Origin of the sequence: Myxococcus sp. AM010, from assembly GCF_013372585.1 — a bacterium.
In the GTDB taxonomy this organism is placed as follows: domain Bacteria; phylum Myxococcota; class Myxococcia; order Myxococcales; family Myxococcaceae; genus Myxococcus; species Myxococcus vastator.
The window spans coordinates 37,816-61,561 of record NZ_JABXEO010000043.1; the positions used below are offsets into that span (position 1 = coordinate 37,816).

The following is a 23,746-nucleotide window of genomic DNA, read 5'->3' on the forward strand; positions in this document are numbered from 1 at the left end:
ATGAGCACGGAGCTGAGAAGCCCCCAGGACACGGAGCGCTGGCTGTGCGCGGGGCTGTGCCTGATACGGCACGAGGACCTCACGGCCGACGCGTTGACCCCGGCAGTGCCGTGGCTGCTCGCCACGCTCGCGGAGTCACCCACCCTGCCCCCACCCGCCTTCATCGCGGACCTCGGCCGGCTCGTCGCGGGGCTTCCACTCGCGCCCTCCGCGCCCGTCCCCGACACCCAGCCCCGGCTGCGCACGGCGGTGCGCGCGTATGACGACCACGTGCTGGCACGCCTGGCCGCGGAGCCCCATCTGGAGGCGGTCTCCGCCGCCCTCGCACGGCTGCCCGAGATGCTCCGTCCGCGAGGTGTCGCCTTCCTCGTCGCACGCATCCTGACCCGCCTGGGCTTCACCGAGGGGAGCCCGGTGAGCCCCGCCTTGGCCCGGCGCGTCCTGGAGCGTCCGCCCGCGGAGCTGCTCCAGGCGGGCTACGCGGCCCTGCGCGAATCAGGAACCCGCACCGCGCTGGACCGGCTCACGGAAGGCTACGAAGCCCTGGCGAGCGCGGCCCGGCGCGCCCATGCGCTGCTCGGCGACGCGGAGTCCTTCACGCTGGAGAACCTGGAGCACCTTCAGGGCAAGGCGCAGCGGCTGGCCCTGGAGCAGGCAGTAGAGGCCGCGGAGGCCCTGTCGCGAACCCTGCCGCCCAAGCTGCGCGCCCGCCCGGTGAGCACCGCACCGCTCCCCATGGCGATGGAGGACGAGGCCGCCTTCCCACAAGGTGGCTTCTCCTCCGTGTCCAACGTGGGCAGCCTGGAGAACCTCGTCACCTCCGAGCTCGTCTACATGGAGGACGAGCCCGACCTCGACCTCTTCGACGTGCGCTACGTGGAGGGCGAGCTCCTCTACTACACGCGCGACGAGAGCATCTCCGTCCGCCGCAGGCGCGTCATCACCTTCGTCCTGCCTCCGAGCCTCGTGGATGCGCGCGTGAAGGACGCGGGGGTCCGCTGGCAGCGCGTGGTGCTGGCGATGGGCCTGCTGCTCTGCCTCGTGCGACGACTCTCCCTCTGGCTGGGCAGCGAGGAGCTCCTCTTCCGCGCCGTCTTCCTGCGCGCCCCTGACGGCTCGGCGCCCCTGGAGGCCGAGCGCGGCCTCTGCGAACTGCTGCTGCGCGAATGGCGCGCCCGTGGCACGGCGGAGGTCCTCACCGCCGCCACGCTGGAAGAGGTCCTGACGGATGCGGAGACACGTGCGAAGCGCGCGCGGGTGGACCTGGTGCTCCTCAACGCAAGCAGTCAAGCCGAGGAGCCGTTTCACCCCAGCGCCCCCCGTGTCGAGTGGCAGGTGCTCGACCTCAGCGGCCCCTCCCCGCGCGTGCTGGATTCTCGAAATCCGGAGTCACCGATGAGCGCCGACCTCCACCGCGCGCATTGGGAGGCCTGGACGGGGGTAACGCTTGAGCTTGCGCAAGGGCTTCTCTAGCGTCCGCTTCACAACGCGCCCCACCCGGCGCTACGGACGAAGGACGGGCCATGCCGCGGTACGAGTTCAAGGAAGGCAGCTCCAGCAAGTTCTGGGAAATCAACCTCTCCGGCAACAGCTTCACCGCGCGGTGGGGCCGCATTGGCACCGACGGCCAGGAGAAGACCCAGACCTTCGGCTCTCCCGAAGAGGCCCAGAAGGAGCACGACAAGCTCGTCCGCGAGAAAGAGAAGAAGGGCTACGTCCTCGCGGGCAAGGGCGAGGACGACGACTCCGACGGCGGTGGCGGTGAGGAGCCCGCCTCCAACCCGGAGCTGGAGGCCGCCATCCTCAAGGACCCGAACAACGTGGACGCGTACCTCGTCTACAGCGACTGGCTCCAGGGCCAGGGCGACCCGCGCGGCGAGCTCATCGCCATCCAGCACGCAGCCGCTCAGGCCAGCGGCACGGAGGCCAGCGACCTGAAGCGCAAGGCCACCGCGCACATCAAGAAGTACCAGACGCTGCTGCTCGGCGAGCTGGCGGCCGGAGTGAAGTCGGAGGAGCTGTCCCTTGAGTGGCACCTGGGCTTCATCCGCTCCGCGCGCGTGGGCAAGAAGGATTACGACTCTGAGTTCGACGTCGCCGAGGCACTCGGGACGCTGCTCAAGCATCCCTCCGCGCGCTTCATCCGTGGCCTCACGCTGGGCATGGCGGACTTCGAGGAGAACGACTACAGCACGGCCGTCGAAGCCATCGTCCAGGCGGGCGGCTCGAAGACGATTGAGGAGCTGTTCATCGGCGACTTCGAGTACCCGGACGAGACCGAGATCTCCTGGACGCACCTGCACGACATCTCCGGCCTCCTCAAGCTGCTGCCCGGCCTGCGCAAGCTGCGGCTGCGCGGCGGCGACCTGGCGCTGGGCGACGTGGACCTGCCCGAGCTGCGTGAGTTCACTGTGGAGACGGGCGGATTGCCCCTGGCGGCCATCAAGTCCATCTCCAGCGCGAAGTGGCCGAAGCTGGAGCGCCTGGAGGTGTGGTTCGGCAGTGACAACTACGGCGCGGAGGGCGGCGTGGAGGACATCCAGCCCATCCTCGACGGCAAGGACCTGCCGAACCTCAAGCAGTTGGGTCTGTGCAACTCCGAATTCACTGATGCCCTCGCCCAGGTGCTGCCCACCGCGAAGGTGCTGAAGCAGTTGGAGAAGCTGGACATCTCCATGGGCATCCTGTCGCATGAGGGCGCGCAAGCCCTGGCGGACAACGCGGCGGCCTTCGCCCACCTCAAGCAGTTCGACGTCACGGAGAACACGCTGACGGCAGAGGCGCAATCCCTGCTGTCCAAGGCGCTCCCCAACGCCACCGTGGGCAACCAGCGCGACTACGAAGAGGACTACCGCTACTCCGCGGTGGGCGAGTAGCCCAGAGTCGCCGAGCAGCCACTCCAGGGGGACACACCATGCCGCGCTTCGAATACACGGAAGGCACTTCGAGCAGGTTCTGGGAAATCGAACGGAAGGGCGCCGTCATCACCACCCGTTGGGGCCGCCTCGGCACGGAGGGACAGGTGAAGGCCCAGACGCTCAAGACGCCCTACGCGGCGATGACGGCGTACCAGAAGCAGGTCCTGGAGAAGACGAAGAAGGGCTACACGCGCGTCAAGCCGAAGGACACGGCGCCCGCGCCCAAGACGAACCCGGAGCTGGAGGCCGCCATCCTCCAGGCGCCGGACGCTGACGACGGCTACCTCGTCTACGCCGACTGGCTCCAGGGCCAGGGCGACCCGCGCGGGGAGCTGATTGCCTTGCAGCACGCGCAGCAACAGGTCCAGGGCGCGGAGGCCACCCGCCTCAAGCGCAAGGCTGCGGCGCTATACAAGGAGAACCAGGGAACGCTCCTGGGCGCGGGCCTCATGTCGATGCTCGGCGAGAAGTCCCTGACCCTGGCATGGCACCTGGGCTTCATCCGCGGCGCGCGGGTGGCGGCCTCCGACTTCAACGCGGACCCGGACTTCGACATCGTCGAGGTGCTGACGATGCTGCTCCGTCACCCCTCGGGCAGGTTCCTCCAGGAGCTGACGCTCGGATTGCCGGACCGCGATGATGACCCCGGGTACAACGAAGTCGTCGAGGTCCTGACGAAGTGGGCACCGACGACGCTGAAGACGCTGTTCATCGGTGACTTCGTCTTCCCGGATGAGGCCGAGCTTTCCTGGGTCCCCCTGGGAAACCTCGCCCCCCTGCTCAAGGCCCTGCCCCAGCTCACCTCCCTGCGCCTGCGCGGCGGAGACGCACGCCTGGGGACGCTGGACCTCCCCGAGCTGCGGCGCTTCACCTTGGAGTCGGCCGCACTCCCGCGGACGGCGGTGCAGGCCATCGCCAGCGCGCAGTGGCCGAAGCTGGAACACCTGGAGGTCTGGTTCGGCGGAGATGAGCACGGCGGCCGGGGACGCGCCAGCGACGTACAGCCCATCCTGGACGCCGCCGGCCTGCCGAGGCTGAAGCACCTGGGGTTGAGCAACGCGGCGTTCTCCGAGGACCTCGCGCCCCTGCTGACGAAGTCGAAGGTGCTGCGGCAGTTGGAGTCGCTGGACTTGTCGAACGGCACGCTGAGGGACTCCGACGCGGCGGTCCTGGCGGCGAGCGCGGCGGCGTTCAAGCACCTCAAGAAGCTGGACGTGTCGCGGAACCTGCTCACGCGCAAGGGCGTGAAGTTGCTGGCCAACCTGTGTCCCGTCGTGGCGACGGGGAGTCAGCGCGATGAGTTCGACGACGAGGAAGGCCTCCGCTACGCGGCGGTGGGCGAGTAGTCCGGCATGAACCGCGCGCCGCCGTTCATCCTCATCGGCAACGCGGAGAACCGGCGCGTCACGCTGTTCCAGGAGGCCCTGTCCCACCAGGGGCTCCCGCCCGCGCACGTCGTGCCCTGGCGCGAGCTGCTGGCGGCGCCGGGCCTGCTGGCGGACCTGCCGGACTCGGAGTCGCTGGTCCGCATTGATTCCACGGGGGAGAACTGGGACGTGGAGAAGGCCCTGCTCAAGCAGGGCTACGTGGACGCGGTGGGCCACGGCTGCTCCGTCCTGACGCCGGAGCAGGTGGACCGATTGCCCGTGGACCACGGCCGGATTCTCAGCCCACGGCAGCACCACCTGGGCTTCCTGCGCGTCCTGGCGGAGCTGGAGGCCATCTTCGCTGCGCACCCACGGTGGCGTGTCCTCCAGAAGCCCTCCGCCATCGCGGACCTCTTCGACAAGCGCATCACCTCCCGTCGCTACGCCGCCCTGGGCGTGCCGGTCCCCGAGCCGCTGGACGGCGTCACGGACGTGGAATCGCTCCGGGAGCGGATGGAGGCGGAGGACTGCCGCGAGGTGTACGTGAAGGTGTCGTGCGGCTCCTCCGCGTCATGCCTCGCCATCTACCGGCGGGGGCGCTCGGCGGACGCGTTGACCACCACCATCGAGGTGACGAAGACGGGTTGGTACAACTCGCTGAAGGTCCGCCGCGTCGAGGCTCCAGCGCAGGTGGATGAACTCCTCACGTATCTGCTGGGCGAAGGCGCACAGGTGGAGCGCTCGATTCCCAAGGCGCGGCTGGGCGGCGACTACTTCGACTGCCGGGTGCTGATGGTCCGGGGCGAGCCGGCCTTCACGGTGGTGCGGCAGAGCATGCGGCCCATCACCAACCTGCACCTGGGTGGCTGGCGCGGGGATTTGGACGACTTCCACGCGGCGGTGCCCGGAAACGAGCTCGCGGACGCCATGGAGAGCTGCCGCACGGTGGCGCGCGCGCATGACTGCCTGCACGTGGGCATCGACCTCATGTACGAGGAGCACTTCACCGGGCACCGGGTGCTGGAGGCCAACGCCTTCGGAGACCTGCTCCCCAACCTCCGCCGTGACGGGCTCACCGTCTACGAGTGGGAGATTCGCGAAGCCCTGCGTCAGCTCCCGTGACGTTCGCCCCTTCCGCTGCCGGGAACCGCTCCAGATACTCCTTTACCCAGCGCGCCCTTCCACAAGGGAGTCGCCGGGACGCGCTCCAGGATGCCAGAGCCAAACACGCGGTCCAGCTCCAGGTACTCCAGGTGCACGTACCCAATGTGACAACCGCAGGTCTGCTTCGCGCACGGCCGCGGCCTCAACGCTGAATCGAAGTCCGGCGCGTAGATGTTCCCAATCGGCTCGTCGATGAAGTGACACCGCCGCGCCGTGCCCTCACCATCCACGGAGATGACGGACTCCCCGCCCCGGCACGCGCGGCCCAGGCTCGGGTGGCGTGTGTTGTTCACCGGGAAGAGCGGATCCAGACGCGTAAACCGCGCCACGTCCTCCGCCGTGTACGGCTCCTCCTGCCCGTCCTTCACCGCGTTGATCCACAAGTAGGTGTCCGCGGGCAGCTCGGCGCGCAGGGTCTCCGCCTCCTCCGTGAAGCGCAGGAAGCCCACCACGCCCACGCTGTGCCGCACGCCCAGCTCCGTCAGCTTCGCGCACTGGGCCACGAAGCGGTGCCGCTTCGTCCACTCCGGATGGTACGTGGCCCAGATGCCCAGCTTGTCCGCGCGCGCCTGGGCCACCCAGTCCAGCTTGCAGGACAGGTTCGTCTGGATGGCCAACCGCTCCACGTGCGGCAGGTGTGACAGGCGCGTCAGCGCCTCCTGGTACCAGGGCCAGATGAGCGCCTCGCCCCATGGCGTGAAGAACACCGACACCGTGTCCTGCGTCCGCGCCTCCACCCACGCGACGAAGCGCTCCAGGTCCGCGCGGTCCTTGGCCAGCTCCTCGTCGGTGTGCTTCCACTTGCCGAAGGGGCAGTACTCGCAGCCGTAGTTGCAGCTCGACAGCGGGCCCCGATAGAGCACGGTGAGCTTCATCGCCAGGCGTACTCCTTCATCATCGCCTGCACCTGGTCGGAGTGCAGCCAGGGACCAATCAGGTCGGAGCGCTCCACGCCCGCCGCGGTGAGCTGCACCACCCCGCCGTTCTTCCGCGCCAGCCCGTGCGATTCCAGCTCCTCCAGCTCCGGGAAATCCTCCAGCGCGTCGGTGCAGAAGCGCTGCCGGTAGACGGCCAGGTCCACGCCGTCCGCCAGCAGGGACAACAGCATGTAGCGCCGCCGCCGCTCCTCGGAGTCCAGGCGGAAGCCGTAGCCCACCTCACCGAAGGACGCCTCGGTCCGCTCGCTATACGACGAGATGATGGAGCGCACCTCGCGAGAGCCCACCGCGTACTCAGACGAGTAATGCACCTGTCCCGTGTACGAGCGCGCCCCGCAGCCCAGCCCCACCATGCCGTCCTCCTGGCAGCGATACACCGGACCGCCCGCGTCCGGCGCATGGCGCGCGCGGAACATCCGCATGGAGACCTGCGTGTAGCCCTCCGACAGGAGGAAGTCGCGGCCCACGCGGTACAACGACAGGCGCAGGTCGTCCCACGCCCGCGCCTTCTTGCCCAGGAAGGTCAGCGGCCGGACGTAGAGCGGGTAGAGATAAATCTCCTCCGGCGAGTAACGGAGCGCCGTGCGCAGCGAGTAGAGGAAGCTCTCCTTCGTCTGCCCCTCCATGCCGTAGATGAGGTCCAGGTTCAGCGTGGGGAAGCCCGTGGAGCGGATGAGCTCCAGCGCGGCCTCCACCTGCGCCGTCTTCTGGGGCCGCTTCACCGCGGCCACCTCCGCCTCGATGAAGCTCTGGATGCCCATGCTCACCCGGTCCGTGCCGCGCGAGCGCAGCACCTGGAGCTTCTGCGCGTCCACCGTCTCCGGCGACACCTCCACGGACACGGGGATGTTCTTCATGTCCGCGCCCATGACGCCCTCGGCCAGGTCGAACACGGTGTTCAACCCCGCCACGTCCAGCAGCGTCGGCGTGCCACCGCCAATGGCGGCCCGGGCGAAGCTCGCCGTCCCCAGCGCCTCCTTCACCCGCTTCGTCTCGCGCACCAGGGCGCCCAGGAACCCGTCCACCACGTCCTGCTTCGGCCCGGCGGCGGTGAAGAGGTTGCAGAAGCCGCAGCGCATCTCACAGAAGGGCACGTGGATGTAGAGGAACAGCGCGTCGCGCCGCTCCTCCGCCCAGACGGACTCCAGCGGGAGCGCGGGGGTGAAGGGCCGGTAGGCCGTCTTGTGTGGGTAGCCGTAGAGGTACGCCACATAGGGCGACCCTTCGAGCATCTGCTCCAGACGCGTCATGGTGCGGTTTCTCGAGGTAGCAGGAATTCAGCGTAGGGCACCGTCCACACCACGGGGTGCGCCAGGCGATGGCCGGTGAAGCCGTCCTCGCCGTAGGTGGTGCCATGGTCCGAGCAGACGATGCAGAAGGCGGGCCCCCGGCGCCGCAGGGCCGCGAACAACGGAGGGAGCCGCGAGTCCACGTACTCCAAGGCCGCGGCGTGGGACTCGCGTGAGTCCTGGGTGGCACCAGGCACATAGTGCCGGTTCGGCTGGTGCAGCGCCGACACGTTGATGAAGAGGAAGACGCGCTGCTCACGTGGCAGCGCCTCCAGCCGCTGGACGGCCAGCGCCACCTGGTGCTCGGTGGAGCGCGCGTCCGTCACGCCCAGCTCGGAGCGCCAGTGGCTCTCCGCGAAGAGCCCGGGGAGCACGTTGCCTAGCGGATTGCGCTTGTTGAAGAAGCCCACGCCGCCAATGCAGACGGTGTGGTACCCGCGGCCCGCCAGCCCGGTGACGAGGTCCGGCGCGTCCAGCACACAGGTGGTGGAGGCCGTCGTCTCGCTGCCCTCGAAGCGCATCGAGAACAACCGGGGATGCGGCCCCGGCGTGGCGGGCGTGGGCAGGAAGCCCGCGAAGAAGGCGTGGTGCGCCGCGTACGTGAAGCTCGCGGGGGAGTGCCGCGGCTCCCACCGGCCTCCGGGCAGCAGCGCGGAGAGGTTCGGCGTGCGCCCCTGGGCCGCGAGCGCCTCGGCGACGTCGAAGCGCAGCGTGTCCAGGGTGATGAAGAGCAGGTCGTGCGAGCCGACCACGGCGTTCATGTCCATCGCGTGAGCACTCCGGCGATGTCGTCGATGCGCGAAGGGATGCACTCCACCGTGAACGTGGGCGGCGGCAGCGCGGAGGGCCACGGCCGGCCGTGAGACACCCAGCAGGTGGCCAGCCCCAGCCGCGCGGCGCCCACGACGTCCCGCTCCGGGTCGTCGCCCACGTGCAGCACCTCTTCCGGCGAACGTCCGACGTGGGCCAGCGCGGCCTCGAAGATGCGGGCATCCGGCTTCGCCGCGCCCACCTCGCCGGAGAGGAAGACCTCCGGCAGCACCTCCGCGAGCCCCGCGCGGGCCAGCTTCGTGCGCTGCACCCGCGCCGAGCCATTGGACACCACCACCACCGGCCGGCAGCGGGCCACGGAGGCCACCCAATCACAGACGCCCGCGTCCGCCTGGACGAGCTGAGGCAGGCGCGTCGCCATGTCCTCCCAGAGCGCGTCGGGCGTGAGGCCCAGGCAGGGGAACGCCTCCGTCACCTGCTGACAGAACGCACTCCGGGACGCGCCGCCACGCGCATCCACCGCGTGCATCCAGGCCACGGCGTCGGCACGCCGAGCCGCGGGGAGCAACGACAGGTAGCGGGAGACGAGCGAGTCCACGTAGCGCGTGAAGGCGCCCGCGCGGTCAATCAGCGTGTCATCCAAGTCAAAGAAGACGGCCCGGGGCCGCATCCGAGCGCTCCTTCCCGAGACCGCGAGGATACGCCGCCCCGGCTGCGTCGAACAGCGACAACGCAGTGGGGCGACCACGTCCAGGCGAATTCGCCGGGCCCCTGCCCCCGTGCCTGCCCGCTGGAGGCGGGAGACTCGGAGAATCCCGGCGAGGCCGCGGGCGTTCAGGGAGACGGGTGCGCCTCGCGGTCATACGCCTCCAGCGCCCGGACGACCTCCTCCTGCGAATCCGTGAGCATGAGGTAGCGCGCGTAGTCGTAGCCCTGCGCGAGTTGATGCAGCAGCGGGTACACGGGCCGGGTGCGCGTCCAGAACTCGGTGCCCAGGAAGATCATGGGGCTGATGACGCCCACCGAGTTGTAGTGATTCTGGCACGCGTCCTGGAACACCTCCTGGATGGTGCCGGCGCTGCCGGGTGAATAGACGATGCCGCCCTTGGCGATGGTCAGCAGACCGTCTTCCCGCACGCTGTTGGCGAAGTACTTCGCGATGTGCGTGGCGAAGGGGTTGGGCGGCTCGTGCCCGTAGTGCCATGTGGGGATGCCCAGGCTGGCGCAGTACGGCAGGTCGTCCTCACCCAGGGGGAAGGCGCGGCGAACATCGAAGGCGCGCGCGAGCCACTCCCGGTCGGTGTAGCTGGGCGCCCGCGCGAGCATGGCCAGCCCCGCGTCCAGCTCCGCCTCCGTGCGCCGCGCGAACCACGCGCCCACGTGCGTGGCCTCCATGGCCCCCGGGCCTCCGCCGCTGACCATGAAGAAGCCACGGCGTGCCAGCTCACGCGCCAGGGAGGCCACCACGCGGTAGTCCGGCTGGCCGCGCTTCATGGAGTGGCCCCCCATGATGGCCACCACCTTGCGCACGCCACCCGACGGGTACAGCAGCGCCTCCATGGCCTCCGTCACCGAGTGGTCATGGAGCCGCTGCGCCAGCGTCTCCAGCAGCGTGGGAGGATTGCCGCGCCCGTTCGCCGCCCAGTGCGCGTAGATGCGCGCATCCGGCGTGTCCGCGTAGGACTCCGGCCGCGCGGGGTCAAAGCCCGAGTACAGCTCCTCCGGCGAGTACAGCGCGCCACGGTAGGGCTGATAGGGCACGCCGGAGATGGGCGGGAACACCATGGCCCCGTGCTCCACGGTGGCCTTCAGCGCGTCCTTCTCCAGCACACAGCCCAGGAAGACGGCGCCCACGAGCTCGGCGGAGGCCAGCGCCTGGGTGTACCCCCGCAGGTCCAATCCTTGGATGATGACGTTGGCGAACCCGGCGCCCGCCGCGAGGTGCCGTTCGAAGGCCTCGATGCTCTCGATTTCAATCACGCATGAACAATTTCATGCCTCCCGGCCCCGTGGGTAGCGAGGAGTGCGGCGCAGGCCCGCCGCGGCCCCTGACGCTCAGCGCCGCGCCTCCAGCACCCGCAGGCACGCCTCCGCCTGAAGCAGCTCCAGGCGAGCCCCCACGGCGGAGGCATCTCTCGCCGCGAGCTGGAGCTGACGGCCGGCCTCTTCCCATTCGCCCAGCTGCAACTGGGCCCGCCCCAGCACGCACCGGAGCAGCGATTGGAGGCGCCGGTCCTCCAGCATGGACGCCAGCTGGAGCCCTCGCAGCGCGTCTTCCTTCGCCAACTCCGGCGCACCCGCGCGCGTGTGCAGCAGCGCCAGTCCATGGTGCGTGTAGGCCATGCCCCGGCGGTCGCCCGTGCGTGAATCCAGCTCCAGCGACAGTTGGAAGAAGTGCGCCGCGCGCTCCCTGTCTCCCGCGCGCGAATACGCATCGCCCAGGTTCAGCAGCGCGGTGGAGTGCTCCCACGTGTCCCCCGACCGCTCGCTCCAGCGCAGGACCTGGACGTACTCGGACGCCGCCGCCTCCGGGAACCCCAGCCCGAGCTGTACGCTGCCCATGGCCCGGTGGAGCAGCGCCTCCACGCCCGCCCTCGCGGGGCCGTCTTCCTGGGCCGCCTGCAGCAACTGCTCGCGGGCCAGGACGACCCGCGCGCGCGCGTCCTCGAACCGGCCCAGCGCGGACAGCGCCAGCGCGGACAGCGCATCCAGCGACACGGACAGCAGCGGCGCCGCGGACAGACAGTCCCGGCGCCCTTCCCTGTCGAGCCCCAGCACCTCCTCATACCTGCCGAGCGAGAGCACCACCGACGCCCGCTTGAACAGACGCCGGGCCCGGTCTCCCGCGGGAGACGCCAACCCCTCATCATCCAGCTTCCGCGCCGTGTGCCACGCGGCCTCCGCTTCGACGGGCTCACCCGCCAGCCGGTGCGCGTCGCCCATGTATTCCCAGAGCCGCCGCCGCCACTCCCGCGCGGCGTCTGGCTTTAGCGCATCCGCCAGACCCAACGCGAAGCGATACACAGCCATGGCGGGCCCCGGCTCCAATGCCGCCAGATGCCAGCCCGCCAGTGACACCAGACAGGGCAGCGCCCGGGAGGACTCCTCCGCTGACAGCCATTGCCGTGTCAACTCCATGCAGGCGCGTTGACGCAGCGGCTCCGGCAGGGCCTCATAGGCCTCCGCGGCCCTTCGGTGCGCCGCGGGAAGCTCCTCCTCGGAGAGTTCATCGACACCCGGTGCGGGCTCCACCGCCCACGTGTACCGGCCTCCCGCGACGGAGCGCAGCCAGCCCCCCGTCTCCAGCAGCGCCAGCGGCCCCACCCCACCCGCCAACGCCACCAGCACCGCCCGGGGAAACGACGGGCCCAGCACCGACGCCGCTCGCAGCACGTCCCGTTGTACCGGAGGCAACAAGGCCTGCCGCGCGGCCAGCGCCGCCTCGCCCATGACTGGCGCCTCCCGCTCCGGTTGCTCCTCATGCAGCGTCACCGCGTGCAGCAGGTGCAGCGGGTGTCCGGCGCTGCCGCGCAGCACCGCCTCCCGGGCCGCGGGCGTCAGGGCTCCCCGGTGCCGCAGCCGCCCCTCCAGCAGCGCCGCGGACTCGGCGGGCCCCAGCCGCCCCACCGTCAGGACCTCCGCCGACAGGGGCGCCGGCGCCGTGCCGCTGGGGCGCTGGAGCGCCAGCAACAGCAGCGGCGTGTGCGACAGCCGCGACACCAGCTCCTCCACCAGCGCATGGCTGAGCGCGTCCCCGTGCTGCCAGTCCTCCAGCACCAGCAGGCGCGGACGGCGGTGGGGCATCAGCGCGTGGCACAGGGAGTCGAACAGGGCGGTGCGCTCGGAGGCGAGGCTCGCCGGAATGCCCTGGCGCTCACGACCCTCCAGGAAGCGCTGGATTCGCTCCGCGTCCGCGCTGGACACGCGGCCCGTCCCGGAGGGCGGGCTGAGCGCCCGCGTGGCGTCCAGCAGCTCCCGGAAGATGCCCGCCGGTGCGCCCGGCAACGCCAGGCCACTGCCTTCCCAGACTTCGAAGCCCTCCGAGGCCAGGCGCTCCACGAAGGCGTCCTTGACGCGCGTCTTGCCCATCCCCGCCTCCCCCATCAACCACACCGCACGTCCCAGCCCGCGCCGCACGTCCTCCGCCAGCCCCACCAGTCGCTTCAGCACCGCGACGCGGCCCACCAGCGGCGGGTGGCACAACCCAGGCGCCCACCGGCGGACCGGCGCGTCCCGGGGTACCCCCGCCGCGCTCCGCGGACACGCCAGTACGCCTCCCAGGAAACGCGCCCCACACGCAACGCACGAGCCCGAAGCCGGGTTCATGGCCACCTCCCTGAAGGATGACGCTGTGTGAGTCGAGCGCCGGTCCTTCGCGTCGCCGGTACGACCCGGGGTGTTGTAGCGCCTGCACGCACCTCGCGCCTCCGGTCGCCAGGGGTGTGGGAGTGTTCGCTCCCCACCGCACACCCTCGACTCGCGTCGCAGTGCGCCCCGGCGCCCACCCAGGCCCGCAGTGCATGGAAAGCCTCACGCCCAGCGCGCCTCCAGCGCCCGCATCGCACAATGACAAACAATTCCAATCAGGCCAGATGAAACAGCAACAAGGTACGCCCCGGGCGACGCCTGGCGAGCAGGCGAGCTCGAAATCGCGTGTTGAATACGAAATACTTTTGGCGGATGCTCGTTGAGAGCACGACACGGCAATCACCCGCCGTGACCTTGGAGAAGCCCACCTAGCAAAGCCAAACACCCTCCGCCCGTCCCCCCACGGCGCGGAGTCACCACCTGTCTGTCCTTTGTTCCCAGAGAGCCCCCCATGAAGAAGACCCTCCTGCTGGTTGGAACGCTGCTCGGTATGAGCGGCACGGGCTGTGGCGCCCCGGAAGATGTCTCCCCCGAATCCGACGCGTCCCCCATTGAATTCGATACCCCCGACAACCAGACGGTCAGCGCCGCGGCGCTGACCACGACGGGCTGCACCCAGCTGACGGCCCGGTCGGTGATTTCCAATGGCCATGATGGAAACGTTCCGGCCAATACCATGGACTCCAATCTGGGCACCCGGTGGAGCCGCCTCGGCAAGGGCTCCTGGATTGACTACGACTTGGGCTCCATCCAAAAGGTCGCCGGTGTCTCCGTCGCGTGGCATCAGGGCAACCTCCGCGCGAATGACTTCTTCGTCTCGGTCTCACCGGACGGCTATACCTATACACAGGTCTATTCGGGAAAGAGCAGCGGCAAGACGGCCGCCGCGGAGACGTACAGCTTCCCCACCATCAACACGCGGCGCGTCCGCGTCACGTTCCAGGGCAACAGCCTGAACGAGTGGGCCAGCATCGCCGAGGCGCGTGCCTGCTCGTCCACGTCGTCGACGGTGCCTCCTACCGAGCCGACCCCCACTCCGGAGCCGAACCCCACGCCGGAGCAACCCCAGCCGGGCAATGGCGCCAGTGTGGTGTGGGTCGGTGACTTCGAGACCAACAGCCGCTCCCAGTGGAGTCACACGCAGATGGTGAGCGCGGACCGGCTGGCGCTGGTGAGCTCGCCCTTGCGGCAGGGCCGCTACGCCCTCAAGGCCACCGTGCGCAAGGGTGACGACCCCATCAACTCCAGCGGCAACCGCAACGAGCTGGTGCGCATGACGCGCGAGCCCGTGAACTCCGAGTACTACTACCGCTTCAGCACCATGTTCGACTCGAGCTTCCCCAGCGCGAAGACGTGGCAGCTCTTCACCCAGTGGCACCACGAGGGCAACTCGGGTTCGCCCCCGGTGGAGTTCTACGTCTACGGCGAGGAGATTCGCCTCAACATCGGCGGCAACCCGGGCACCATCGTCTGGCGCACGCCGCTGGTTCGCGGTCGCTGGCTGGACTTCATCTTCCACGTGAAGTGGTCGCCGGACTCGAAGGTGGGCTTCGTGGAGCTGTACCTGGACGGCAAGGTGGTGCTGCCCAAGCGCTTCATCGCCACGCAGTACAAGGGCCAGCTCAACTACCTGAAGGTCGGCCTGTACCGGAACGACACCATCAGCCCCGTGGGCATCGTCTACCACGACGGGTGGACCATGGCCCGCAAGCTGGAAGACGTCATCAGCCCGACGACGGTCCTCAAGGCCCCGTAGTCACTGACGGGCAGCCAACACCCCTGCCCCCTCCTGGGCCGGAGGCCGCGTCCCCACGCGGCCCCGGCCCGGAGTAGTTTCCAGGACATGTCCCACAGCCTCCTCGTCGTTCACGTCCAGGTCCACGTCAAGCCGGAGCACGTGGACGCCTTCCACCAGGCCACGCTCGCCAACGCGCGCGAAAGCGTGAAGGAGCCTGGCATTGCGCGCTTCGACGTCATGCAGGACGCCGAGGCGCCCACGCGCTTCGTGCTCGTGGAGGCGTACCGGACGCCGCAGGCCCCCGCAGCGCACAAGCAGACGGCGCACTACCTCACCTGGCGCGACACCGTGGCGCCGATGATGGCGGAGCCCCGCACCAGCCGGAGGTTCGTCAACCGCTTCCCCGACGACGCCGGATGGTGACGGACGTGAGCGCGTCTTCCTCGTTCGAGTTCGCCACCGCCACTCGCGTCCTCTTCGGCCCGGGCCGCCTGGCCGAAGCGCCGGAGGCCATCCGCGGCCTCGGGGGCTCCCGGGTGCTGCTCGTCACTGGCGCCAATCCCACACGCGCACGGCCTCTCCAGGAAGCCTTGGAGCGCCTGGGTTTGGGGGTGACTGTCTTTTCCGTGGACGGCGAGCCCACGGTGGAGCGTGCTCGCGAAGGCACCGCGCGCGTCAAGGAAGCGGGCTGTGACGCGGTGGTGGCCCTGGGCGGAGGCAGCGCGCTGGACGCGGGCAAGGCCATTGCCGTGCTCGCCGCCAATGGGGGCGACCCGCTGGACTACCTGGAAGTCATTGGCCGGGGCCAGCCGCTCACCCGCCCGTCCCTGCCCTTCATGGCCATCCCCACCACGGCTGGCACTGGCTCCGAGGTGACGCGCAACGCGGTGCTCGGCTCGAAGGACGCGAAGGTGAAGGCCAGCCTGCGCAGTCCGCACATGTTGCCGCGCGTGGCGCTGGTGGACCCGAACCTGCTCACGGGGGCGCCGGCCGCCGTGCTGGCGTCCAGTGGCATGGATGCGCTGTCGCAGCTCATCGAGCCCTTCCTCTCCGCGCGCGCCAACCCGCTGACGGACGCGCTGGCACGAGAGGGCCTGCGAAGGTCGGCCCGCTCGCTGCGGCGCGCGGTGCTGGACGGCGCGGATGCGCCCGCGCGCGAGGACCTGGCGCTGGCCAGCCTCTTCGGCGGCCTGTGTCTGGCCAACGCCGGCCTGGGCGCGGTGCACGGCTTCGCCGCGCCCGTGGGCGGCATGTTCGACGCGCCCCACGGGGCGGTGTGCGCGGCGCTGCTGCCCGCGGTGCTGGACGTCAACCTGCGCGCGCTGCGAGCCCGGGCGCCGGAGCATCCGTCCCTGCCCCGGGCGCGGGAGCTGGCGGCGCTGCTGACAGGGCGGGTGGATGCAAGGGCCGAGGACGCCGTGGCGTGGGTGGACGAACTGCGCGCGGCGCTGGGTGTGCCGGGGCTGAGACGGTACGGGGTGACGGAGGCCCAGGTGCCCGCGCTGGTCGCGAAGGCCAAGGGGGCCAGCAGCATGAAGGCCAACCCCCTGGTGCTGACGGACGCGGAGCTGACGGAGATCGCCAGCCGATCGCTTTAATTCGACGGAAGGAGCCTCGGCAGATGGGGCCGAGCAACTCGCTCGGCCCCCACGCGGTCGGGGGGCGGCGAGGTGTTGGAGAGCGACTGCGAGAGCGTCAAGGGGTCGCGGGCACCTGCTTAACGATATCGATGATCGCGGCGCGTACGAAGGCGCACGCGTCGTCGTCATCCAGCGCGGCGGGCCAGAGCAGGTCCATGCCGCCAGCGCGGTGCGCGAAGGGGAAGGGCGCGCTGCGAAGGTGCGGACGCTGCCGCAGGAGTTGCGCCGCGAAGACGTCGGGCAAGGTCGCCACCAGTTGGCTGCCGTCGACGATGGCGCCGATCGCGCTGAAGCTCGCGACCGAACAGCGGACGCGTCGCTCGACGCCGTATGTGTCCTCGACCGTGCCGCGGAGGTCGCCGTTGTAGGAGACGATGACGTGCTCCTGCGCGAGATACGTGCGCTTGCTGGGCCGCGCGCCGAGCGAGGCGTACGTGGCGCGGGTCGAACAGGCAAACGAAGTGGCCGCGGATGAGCGGTGTGCGCAGGATGGCCTGCGGCAGCTTGTCGATGACCGTCGCCGCGAGGTCGACGCGACGGGTCGCCAGCGCCTCGACCACCGTACGGAACTGGACCGGAATGCAGACGAGCCGCATCTTGGGTGCGTCGCGTCCGAGCCGGCGCAGCAGCGGTGGCAGCAGCCACTCGTCTCCGAAGTCGGAGAGCCCCAGGCGGATGGTCCGCTCGCTCGTGCGCGGGTCGAAGCGCGCCGGTGCGAGCGAGGCCTGGAGCATCGCCTCGAGCAGCGGACGGACCTCGGTCACGAGGCGTGCTGCCCGGCTCGTCAAGATCACGCCGCGGCCGTGGCGCACGAGCACCGGCGTGTCCAGCGACTCGCTGAGCCGGGCGAGCGCCGCGCTCACCGCTGACTGCGTGAGGTAGAGCCGCGCGGCCGCCTTCGTGACCGATCCCGTGTCAGCGACGGCGACGAGCACTCGCAGCAGGTTGAGGTCGAGATTCCTGGCACGAACAGCATTCATGATTGCCATGCATCCTATTTGCTGGTGTGGACTGTGACCATCGTTAGATTCAAGCGCATGACCAATACAGACAAGCTCGGCGGTCGGTTCACGTTCCCCGGCACATCGCTCACGGTGCACCGCATGGGCTATGGCGCCATGCAGCTCGCGGGCCCTCACGTCTGGGGACCGCCGCGTGATCCCGAAGCGGCTGCCGCGGTGCTGCGCGAGGCGATCTCCATCGGCATCGACCACTTCGACACGAGCGATGCCTACGGGCCACACGTCACGAACCAGCTCATTCGCGACACGCTGCATCCGTATCCCAAGAATGTCGTGATTGTGTCGAAGGTGGGTGGGCGGCGTGGCGCGGACAAGTCGTGGCTCCCGGCGCTGTCGCCCGCCGAAATCCGCTCGGACATCCAGGACAACCTGCGCCACCTCGGGCTCGACGCGATCGACGTCGTGAACCTGCGCATGATGAGCATGACGCCGACGGAAGGCCCGCTCGACAAAGAGCTCGCCGTCCTCATCGAGCTCAAGCGCGAGGGGCTCGTTCGCCACATCGGCCTCAGCAACGTGACGGCGCGTCAGGTCGAGCAGGCGCAAGCGCTCACCGAGGTCGTGTGCGTGCAGAACCACTACAATCTGGCGCATCGCGGAGACGACGCGCTCATCGACGCGCTGGCGAAGCAGGGCATCGCCTACGTGCCGTTCTTCCCGCTCGGCGGCTTCACGCCGCTCCAGTCCTCGACGCTGTCTGAAGTCGCGAGCGAGCTGGGCGCGACGCCGATGCAGGTCGCGCTCGCGTGGCTGCTGCACCGCGCGCCGAACATCCTGCTCATCCCGGGTACGTCGTCGGTCCCGCACCTGCGCGAGAACGTCGCCGCGGCGACGCTCGTATTGCCGGAAAAGAGCATCGCCGCGCTTGACGGAATCGCGCGTTGAAAAGGAGCAACCGTCCGCACAGGGGCCAGGCCATGCCGCCGGAGCCCCCCTCTTGCCGCGCACACCTGCCCGCCATCCAGCATCTCATCCTTCCTGGCGGGGACAGCTGTTTGAAGGGGTGACGCTCACACCTTGTAGAGCAGGTCCATGTAATTCTTGAGCAGGTCACTCACCAGGCCGCGGAAGGGCACGGAGGCGGCCATGCCGTACACGGGCGCCATCGTCCCCTTCGCGCTGGGGTGGGACTTCACGTAGTCCACGGCGTCGCGCAGGTCGACCAGGAACTGCTCCGCGACGCCGGGCTGCGTGTGGCGCAGCGTGACGCACAGGTGGACGGCGGACGGCTTGTGCAGGCCGTTGAGGTTCCACCCGTGCTCGCTCATCCGCTCCATCACCTGGAAGATGTCCAGGGACTCCGAGCCGAAGGCGATGACGAACAGCGGGTCCCCCAGCACGTGCAGCTCGGGCATATCGCGGATGCCCTGCTTGATGGCCGCCGCTGTCTCCAGGATGTGCCGGGTGGCGTCCAGATAGCCCTGCTCCCCCGTACTCACCAGCGCGGCCCACGCCGAGGCGATGAGCGCCCCTGGCCGGCTGCCGGAGAAGGTGGGCGAGAAGTAGATGCCACCAGGCCAGTCCGTCGCCGTGAAGTACTGGTGCGAGCGCAGCTCCGTGCCCCGGTACAACACCACCGACGAGCCCTTGGCCGCGTAGCCGAACTTGTGCGTGTCCACGGACATGGACGTCACGCCCGGCAGCCGGAAGTCGAAGGGCGGCACGTCGTAACCCAGCTTCATGGCGAAGGGCAGCACGAAGCCGCCCAGGCACGCGTCGGTGTGGAAGCCGATGCGCTTTTTGCGCGCGAGCTCGGACAGCGCCTCGATGGGGTCGATGACACCGTGCGGAAAGCCGGGCGCCGAGCCGACAAGGACGATGGTGTTGCGGTTGATGGCCTTGCGCATGGCGGCCACGTCGGCGCGGTAGTCCGGGCCCACCGGCACCCGCACCATCTTGATGCCGAAGTAGTGCGCCGCCTTGTCGAAGGCCGGGTGCGCGCTGGCGGGCGCCACCATCTCCGGCCGGGTGATGCGCTTGGTGTCCCGGGCCCAGTCCCGGTACGTCTTCATCGCCAGCATGATGCTCTCGGTGCCACCGGACGACATGGCCCCGCAGATGCGTGCCTCCTCCGGCTGACCCGCGTTCGCCACGTCCGCGCCGAGCATGCTGGCCGTCATCGCCACCACCTCCGCCTCGAACTTGGTGGCGCTGGGCCACAGGTCGGCGTGCAGCGGGTTGCTCTGTGAATGCAGCGCATAGACGCGGTTGAGGAACGCGATGTGCTCCGCGTCACCGTTGTACACACCGCCGGACACGCGGCCCTCGCGCCAGCGGTACTCCTCCTGCGACTCCAGGGCCTGGAGTTCGCGCAGCACGTCCTCGCGCGCGCGCCCCGTCGGCGGCAGGTGGTCGAACGACTGCATCTTCCCGCGGTAGGGCTTGAGGCCGCTCTCCAGTTCAGACAGCAGCGTGCCCGTCTCCCGGTTGAGCAGGCCCTTCACGCCCGGAACGGCCTTGAGGTAGCGCTCGGCCGCGGACAGCAACCGCGGCGGGACGTGGTTGAGCAGGCTCAGCGCCTTCAGGTCTGGAAGTGCCATGGCGGACTCCTCGGGGGTTCAGGCGCTTCGCGCGCGATTGAGCCGCGCGAAGATGGCCTTGTTGTGTTTGTAGATGTTGACGAACTCGCGGAACAGCTCGTCGTAGAGCGCCGCGTTCTTCGAATCCGGATGAAAGGTGCGGGCGACCGGCACGAGCGAGGGAATCTCCTCCACCGTCAACTGCCCCAGCGCCACCGCGGCCTGGAACGCGGCGCCTCGTGCATTGGCGAGCACGGGCTCGTCCACCTGCTGCACCGAGCGGCCCAGCACGTCCGCGTGAATCTGGCACCACAGCGCGGAGCGGGCCCCTCCGCCGATGATGCGCAGCGAGTCCAGCCGCCGGCCCACGAACTTCTCCACATAGGTGAAGAGCCAGCGCGAATTGTAGGCCACGCCCTCCAACACTGCCCGGACCATGTGCGCCCGCGTCGTCTTCAGGGACTGGTTGAAGAAGCCACCGCGCAGCGACTTGTCGTCCACGGGGCTGCGCTCGCCGTTGAGCCAGGGAAGGAAGATGAGCTGGTCGCTGCCCGCGGGGACGTTGCCCGCCTGCGCCTCCATCACCCGGTAGAGGTCCGGCGCATCACCGTCCGGCCCCGCCTCCGCGTCCCGGCCGTAGAGGATGTTGTCCTTGAGGAAGGTGAGGCAGATGCCGGCGGACTCCTGCTCGTTGGCCAGCAGATAGCGACCGGGCAGCGCGGACGGCAGCGACGCCATCTGATGGAAGAGGTCCGTCTTCTTGTAGGGCACGTGGCAGCACAGCCACGACGAGGTCCCCACGCACAGGTGGGGCTCGAAGTCCCCCACTGCGCCAGAGCCCACGGCGGCGGCGAGGATGTCCGGCGCGCCCGTCACCACCTGTACGTCCTCGCGCAGGCCCAACTCGCTCGCGGCCCGCGCATGGAGGGGCCCCAGCACCGTCGAGGCAGGGACCAGGTCCGGGAGCTTTTCCCGCTCGAGCCCCGCGAGCTTCAGCAGCCGGTCGTCATAGGCGATGCGGCCCAGCGCGCGGTTGTCCGTCACCCAGTGCAGGGTGATGGAGTCATACGAGGCGGCGCAGCGGCCACTCAGCTTCAGGTTGAGCCAGTCCTTCGGCTCCAGGAACTTGTACGTCCGGCGATACACGTCCGGGCGCTCGCGTCGCAGGTAGAGGATGTGGCCCACCGGGTCCTTGCCCGAAAGGCTGGGCACGCCGCCCGACAGGCGAATCCACGTCATCAGGTGGCGAACGTCATAGCCCTCCACGGAGGGGAAGCCGCCCACCGCGCGCTTCACGTCCGGCGCACCGCGCGAGTCCATCCAGATGAGCGCGGGGCACACGGGCGTGCCGGATGCGTCCACCGCGACGGTGCCAGACCACTGTGAGCTGCAGTTGACGCCGATGACGTCCTCCGCGCGCACGGCCCCAGAGGACAGCAGGCGCCGCGTCGCCAGGACGATGGCGCGCCACCATGCCTCTGGCTGCTGCTCGGCGCCCCCATCCGGGAGCAGGGACAGCTCCAGCGGCTCCACGTCGCCGCCCAGAATCCGTCCCCTCAGCGAGACAGCCGCCACCTTGACAGCGGACGTCCCGAGGTCGATGGCCAGGATGGACTGCTCACCTGCGTGGGACACACTTCCCTCCATGCCGGGCATCAAGGCAGACGGAGCGGACGACTGCCGCTTCGGCCGAGTCTAGGAAACGAACGCGCGCAGCCTGCCACCGACGTGTGGAAGTTCGTCGTTTTTCTGAAAGCCCGGAAGGAGTCCCCGCGCCCTCGCCCGCCCTCGGGGCGTGGTGGCGGACTGTTCCTCCCGTGGGTGGCTTCCTCGCGCCTCGCCCTTCCTACCTTTGCGCGAAGCCCAGAACAGGGGGACCACCATGGCCGAAGTCCAGCAGCCCTTCCTCACGGACATCACCGAGATTCGCCGCCGCGCCCGGGAGCACCTGGAGGAAGGCGCCATCACCGAGGACTACGAGGGCGACGTCAACGCCACCATCAAACTGCTCAACGACGCGCTGGCGACGGAGATCGTGTGCGTGCTGCGCTACACCTACCACTACATCGCCGCAGTCGGCATCCAGAGCGAGTCCGTGAAGGACGAGTTTGGAGAGCACGCCCGAGAGGAGCAGGAGCACGCGCTCCGCATCGCCGAGCGCATCAACCAGCTCGGTGGCAAGGCGGACTTCAACCCCGAAGGCCTGCTGTCCCGCAGCGCCAGCCAGTATGCCGAGGGGCAGAACCTGGTGGACATGATCAAGGAGAACCTCATCGCCGAGCGCATCGCCATCCAGACGTACCAGGAGCTGGTTCGCTACTTCGCCAACCATGACCCGACGACGCGGCGGATGATGGAGGACATCCTCGCCAAGGAGGAGGAGCACGCCAACGACATGCATGACCTGCTGGTGGCGCACCAGGGCAAGCCGCCCCTGCGGAGCTGAGCGCCGCCTGGCCGCCGCGCTCGCGCCTGGCTAAGGTGGCGGGCAACGCGTCAGGGGGTGGCATGCGCAGGCGCTTCACCGCTGTGAGCGAGCTGTGCCGGCGGCACCCGGTGACCCTGGGCGCCGCCGCGACCTTCAGCCTCAGCCTGCTATTGCGCTGGCTCTACCTGCAGGCGTCGCCCGACCGGACCTGGCCCTTCTCCATCTTCTTCTACGGTGACGCGCGCTTCTTCCACGCCTACGCCGCCGACCTCGCGCGGGGGCACACCGGGCCCGTCACCCTGCCCTACCACCCGCCCCTGTTCCCGTGGCTCCTGGGGCTGCTCTACCGCGTACTGGGCCCACCGCAGGGCAGCGCCTATCCGTACAAGCTCGCGCTGGCGCTGCTGAACGCGGGCACCGTCGCCTTCACGGGGTGGTGGTGGCGCAAGGTGTTGGGCACCGGCTGGAGCATGCTGGGCGCCGCCCTGTTCGCATGCAGCTTCGGCTGGCTGGTGCTGTCCACCACGTACAGCAATGAAGTGCTCTACGTCCTCTTCCTCTCGGCCACCTGCGCGCTGATGCTCCAGCACCGCGCGGGCCCCTCGTGGACGGGCGCCGTGCTGCTGGGCGCCGTCATGGGCCTGGGCTCGCTCACCCGCGCCGAACACCTGTACCTCTGGCCCTTCCTCCTCGCCTGGGCCTGGCTCTACCGAGGCGCCACGCCCCGACGGACCCTGGCCCTGCGCTGGGGCGCGGCCCTGGTCGTCACCGCCGTCGTGCTGGCCCCCTGGGCAATCCACAACGCGCGCGCGCTGCGCGAGCTCAACGCCCGGACGCCGCACCTGGAGCCGCTGCCCGTGCTGGCCCCCATCACCGTGTACGGCCCCATCAACTTCGCCATGGCGAACCACGCCGCGGCCACGGGAGGCTTCACCCCTGACAGCGTCAACCAGATGGGCCAGGAGGGCTTCCTGGACGTGGCCAACGCCGCCCAGCGACACCTGCTGCTGCACGGCTACGCGGAGGGGCTCGCGTGGATGAGGGATTACCCGGCGGACGCGGCGCGCCTGTGGGTGGCCAAGCTGGACCGCTGGTTGGATGGCTTCCGGCTGGGGTTGGGGGCCTCCAACCTGCCCGCGGGCTTGAGCGGCGACCGGGCCCCCGTGGACGTCTTCGTGCCGGAGCGCGCATGGATGAAGTGGCCGCTCACGCTGCTGCTGCTCGCGGGCGCCGCGCTGTCCTTGCTTCCCGCATGGCGCGGCTTCGCGCTCTTCACCGCGGTGCTGCTGCACCGGGCCCTCATCACCGTCGCATTCTTCGGCTACACGCGCGGCCTGCTCGCCGTCTTTCCCGCGCTCATCCCACTGCTGCTGCTCCCGCTTATGGTGGTCGCCACTCGCGTCTCCACACGGAAATGGGCCACGCGGCTGCCCGCCGTCGCCGCCGCCGCGCTGCTCTTCTTCTGGGTGGAGGCCGGCATCCTCGCGCTGGCCGCGCCCCGGCGCTTCATGGCCAGCGGGAGCACCGACCGCGCCAGCGGCAAGCTCATCCAGGATGACTGGGTGCGCATCTGGCCAGACTGAA

The 23,746-nt window shown here is 69.6% G+C and carries 19 protein-coding genes; 10 read left to right on the plus strand and 9 right to left on the minus strand.

What is annotated here, in order from left to right; all coding sequences use genetic code 11:
• Genes HV826_RS20160 through HV826_RS20175 form a run of 4 tightly spaced genes read left to right on the plus strand, consistent with a single transcriptional unit; the run spans nt 1 to nt 5,407 of the window.
• Nucleotides 1-1,473 (plus strand): hypothetical protein, encoded by a 1,473-nt coding sequence (locus HV826_RS20160; protein ID WP_176418653.1) that lies wholly within the window; start codon nt 1-3, stop codon nt 1,471-1,473.
• A gap of 50 nt (nt 1,474-1,523) precedes the next feature.
• Nucleotides 1,524-2,876 carry a WGR domain-containing protein gene (locus tag HV826_RS20165; RefSeq protein WP_176418654.1) on the plus strand — a complete coding sequence of 451 codons (1,353 nt, stop codon included), beginning with the start codon at nt 1,524-1,526 and terminating at the stop codon, nt 2,874-2,876.
• A 38-nt stretch (nt 2,877-2,914) separates the two neighbouring features.
• Nucleotides 2,915-4,264 (plus strand): TIGR02996 domain-containing protein, encoded by a 1,350-nt coding sequence (locus HV826_RS20170; RefSeq protein ID WP_176418655.1) that lies wholly within the window; start codon nt 2,915-2,917, stop codon nt 4,262-4,264.
• Between the two features lie 6 nt (nt 4,265-4,270).
• Nucleotides 4,271-5,407 (plus strand): STM4014 family protein, encoded by a 1,137-nt coding sequence (locus HV826_RS20175; protein ID WP_176418656.1) that lies wholly within the window; start codon nt 4,271-4,273, stop codon nt 5,405-5,407.
• Here HV826_RS20175 and HV826_RS20180 read toward each other — a convergent pair.
• The 6 genes from HV826_RS20180 to HV826_RS20205 all read right to left on the minus strand — a co-directional run bounded on the left by HV826_RS20180 (nt 5,395) and on the right by HV826_RS20205 (nt 12,773).
• Entirely contained in the window at nt 5,395-6,324 is a 930-nt protein-coding gene (locus HV826_RS20180) for an STM4011 family radical SAM protein (RefSeq protein WP_176418657.1), read from the minus strand. The genes HV826_RS20175 and HV826_RS20180 overlap by 13 nt on opposite strands.
• Nucleotides 6,321-7,637 (minus strand): STM4012 family radical SAM protein, encoded by a 1,317-nt coding sequence (locus HV826_RS20185; protein WP_176418658.1) that lies wholly within the window; start codon nt 7,635-7,637, stop codon nt 6,321-6,323. Before HV826_RS20185 ends, HV826_RS20180 begins: the two co-directional genes overlap by 4 nt.
• Nucleotides 7,634-8,443, minus strand: a complete 810-nt coding sequence (locus HV826_RS20190; RefSeq protein WP_176418659.1) for an STM4013/SEN3800 family hydrolase — start codon at nt 8,441-8,443, stop codon at nt 7,634-7,636. Before HV826_RS20190 ends, HV826_RS20185 begins: the two co-directional genes overlap by 4 nt.
• A complete protein-coding gene (locus HV826_RS20195) occupies nt 8,434-9,117 on the minus strand; it encodes an HAD family hydrolase (RefSeq protein WP_176418660.1) in 684 nt (227 codons plus the stop codon). Before HV826_RS20195 ends, HV826_RS20190 begins: the two co-directional genes overlap by 10 nt.
• Before the next feature lie 164 nt (nt 9,118-9,281).
• Nucleotides 9,282-10,427, minus strand: a complete 1,146-nt coding sequence (locus HV826_RS20200) for a hypothetical protein (RefSeq protein WP_176418661.1) — start codon at nt 10,425-10,427, stop codon at nt 9,282-9,284.
• A 75-nt stretch (nt 10,428-10,502) separates the two neighbouring features.
• Nucleotides 10,503-12,773 carry an AAA family ATPase gene (locus HV826_RS20205; RefSeq protein WP_255217312.1) on the minus strand — a complete coding sequence of 757 codons (2,271 nt, stop codon included), beginning with the start codon at nt 12,771-12,773 and terminating at the stop codon, nt 10,503-10,505.
• 493 nt (nt 12,774-13,266) lie between these two features.
• Here HV826_RS20205 and HV826_RS20210 point away from each other — a divergent pair, with 493 nt between their 5' ends.
• The 3 genes from HV826_RS20210 (at nt 13,267) to HV826_RS20220 (ending at nt 16,151) form a co-directional block, all read left to right on the plus strand.
• Entirely contained in the window at nt 13,267-14,571 is a 1,305-nt protein-coding gene (locus HV826_RS20210) for a heparin lyase I family protein (RefSeq protein WP_176418663.1), read from the plus strand.
• A gap of 87 nt (nt 14,572-14,658) precedes the next feature.
• On the plus strand, nt 14,659-14,976 hold the full coding sequence (locus HV826_RS20215; protein ID WP_176418664.1) for an antibiotic biosynthesis monooxygenase: 318 nt from the start codon (nt 14,659-14,661) through the stop codon (nt 14,974-14,976).
• The gene (locus HV826_RS20220) at nt 14,970-16,151 is read left to right on the plus strand and encodes an iron-containing alcohol dehydrogenase (protein WP_176418665.1); all 1,182 of its coding nucleotides are present in this window, start codon (nt 14,970-14,972) and stop codon (nt 16,149-16,151) included. The genes HV826_RS20215 and HV826_RS20220 overlap by 7 nt, the downstream gene beginning before the upstream one ends.
• Before the next feature lie 167 nt (nt 16,152-16,318).
• Here the strand turns inward: HV826_RS20220 and HV826_RS20225 are convergent, their stop codons facing one another.
• A complete protein-coding gene (locus HV826_RS20225; protein ID WP_255217313.1) occupies nt 16,319-17,182 on the minus strand; it encodes a LysR family transcriptional regulator in 864 nt (287 codons plus the stop codon).
• A 48-nt stretch (nt 17,183-17,230) separates the two neighbouring features.
• Between HV826_RS20225 and HV826_RS20230 the strand changes: the two genes are divergently transcribed.
• Complete coding sequence (locus HV826_RS20230) at nt 17,231-18,100, plus strand: aldo/keto reductase family oxidoreductase (protein WP_176418666.1); 870 nt, start codon at nt 17,231-17,233, stop codon at nt 18,098-18,100.
• 125 nt (nt 18,101-18,225) lie between these two features.
• Here the strand turns inward: HV826_RS20230 and HV826_RS20235 are convergent, their stop codons facing one another.
• Nucleotides 18,226-19,755 carry an aminotransferase class V-fold PLP-dependent enzyme gene (locus HV826_RS20235; RefSeq protein ID WP_176418667.1) on the minus strand — a complete coding sequence of 510 codons (1,530 nt, stop codon included), beginning with the start codon at nt 19,753-19,755 and terminating at the stop codon, nt 18,226-18,228.
• Nucleotides 19,756-19,773: 18 nt separating this feature from the next.
• Nucleotides 19,774-21,381: an FGGY-family carbohydrate kinase gene (locus HV826_RS20240; RefSeq protein WP_176418668.1), complete on the minus strand. Its 1,608-nt coding sequence runs from the start codon at nt 21,379-21,381 to the stop codon at nt 19,774-19,776.
• A gap of 235 nt (nt 21,382-21,616) precedes the next feature.
• Between HV826_RS20240 and HV826_RS20245 the strand changes: the two genes are divergently transcribed.
• A complete protein-coding gene (locus HV826_RS20245; RefSeq protein ID WP_176418669.1) occupies nt 21,617-22,180 on the plus strand; it encodes a bacterioferritin in 564 nt (187 codons plus the stop codon).
• 62 nt (nt 22,181-22,242) lie between these two features.
• Nucleotides 22,243-23,745, plus strand: a complete 1,503-nt coding sequence (locus HV826_RS20250) for a glycosyltransferase family 39 protein (RefSeq protein ID WP_176418670.1) — start codon at nt 22,243-22,245, stop codon at nt 23,743-23,745.
• Nucleotide 23,746: the final 1 nt, after the last annotated feature.

Coding starts and splice junctions, on each gene's coding strand:
- HV826_RS20225 (WP_255217313.1), bottom strand. CDS start 17,182: ATGGCAATCATGAATGCTGTTCGTGCCAGGAATCTCGACCTCAACCTG.
- HV826_RS20210 (WP_176418663.1), top strand. CDS start 13,267: ATGAAGAAGACCCTCCTGCTGGTTGGAACGCTGCTCGGTATGAGCGGC.
- HV826_RS20240 (WP_176418668.1), bottom strand. CDS start 21,381: ATGGAGGGAAGTGTGTCCCACGCAGGTGAGCAGTCCATCCTGGCCATC.
- HV826_RS20170 (WP_176418655.1), top strand. CDS start 2,915: ATGCCGCGCTTCGAATACACGGAAGGCACTTCGAGCAGGTTCTGGGAA.
- HV826_RS20205 (WP_255217312.1), bottom strand. CDS start 12,773: ATGAACCCGGCTTCGGGCTCGTGCGTTGCGTGTGGGGCGCGTTTCCTG.
- HV826_RS20190 (WP_176418659.1), bottom strand. CDS start 8,443: ATGGACATGAACGCCGTGGTCGGCTCGCACGACCTGCTCTTCATCACC.
- HV826_RS20165 (WP_176418654.1), top strand. CDS start 1,524: ATGCCGCGGTACGAGTTCAAGGAAGGCAGCTCCAGCAAGTTCTGGGAA.
- HV826_RS20230 (WP_176418666.1), top strand. CDS start 17,231: ATGACCAATACAGACAAGCTCGGCGGTCGGTTCACGTTCCCCGGCACA.
- HV826_RS20175 (WP_176418656.1), top strand. CDS start 4,271: ATGAACCGCGCGCCGCCGTTCATCCTCATCGGCAACGCGGAGAACCGG.
- HV826_RS20195 (WP_176418660.1), bottom strand. CDS start 9,117: ATGCGGCCCCGGGCCGTCTTCTTTGACTTGGATGACACGCTGATTGAC.
- HV826_RS20160 (WP_176418653.1), top strand. CDS start 1: ATGAGCACGGAGCTGAGAAGCCCCCAGGACACGGAGCGCTGGCTGTGC.
- HV826_RS20185 (WP_176418658.1), bottom strand. CDS start 7,637: ATGACGCGTCTGGAGCAGATGCTCGAAGGGTCGCCCTATGTGGCGTAC.
- HV826_RS20250 (WP_176418670.1), top strand. CDS start 22,243: ATGCGCAGGCGCTTCACCGCTGTGAGCGAGCTGTGCCGGCGGCACCCG.
- HV826_RS20235 (WP_176418667.1), bottom strand. CDS start 19,755: ATGGCACTTCCAGACCTGAAGGCGCTGAGCCTGCTCAACCACGTCCCG.
- HV826_RS20180 (WP_176418657.1), bottom strand. CDS start 6,324: ATGAAGCTCACCGTGCTCTATCGGGGCCCGCTGTCGAGCTGCAACTAC.
- HV826_RS20220 (WP_176418665.1), top strand. CDS start 14,970: ATGGTGACGGACGTGAGCGCGTCTTCCTCGTTCGAGTTCGCCACCGCC.
- HV826_RS20215 (WP_176418664.1), top strand. CDS start 14,659: ATGTCCCACAGCCTCCTCGTCGTTCACGTCCAGGTCCACGTCAAGCCG.
- HV826_RS20245 (WP_176418669.1), top strand. CDS start 21,617: ATGGCCGAAGTCCAGCAGCCCTTCCTCACGGACATCACCGAGATTCGC.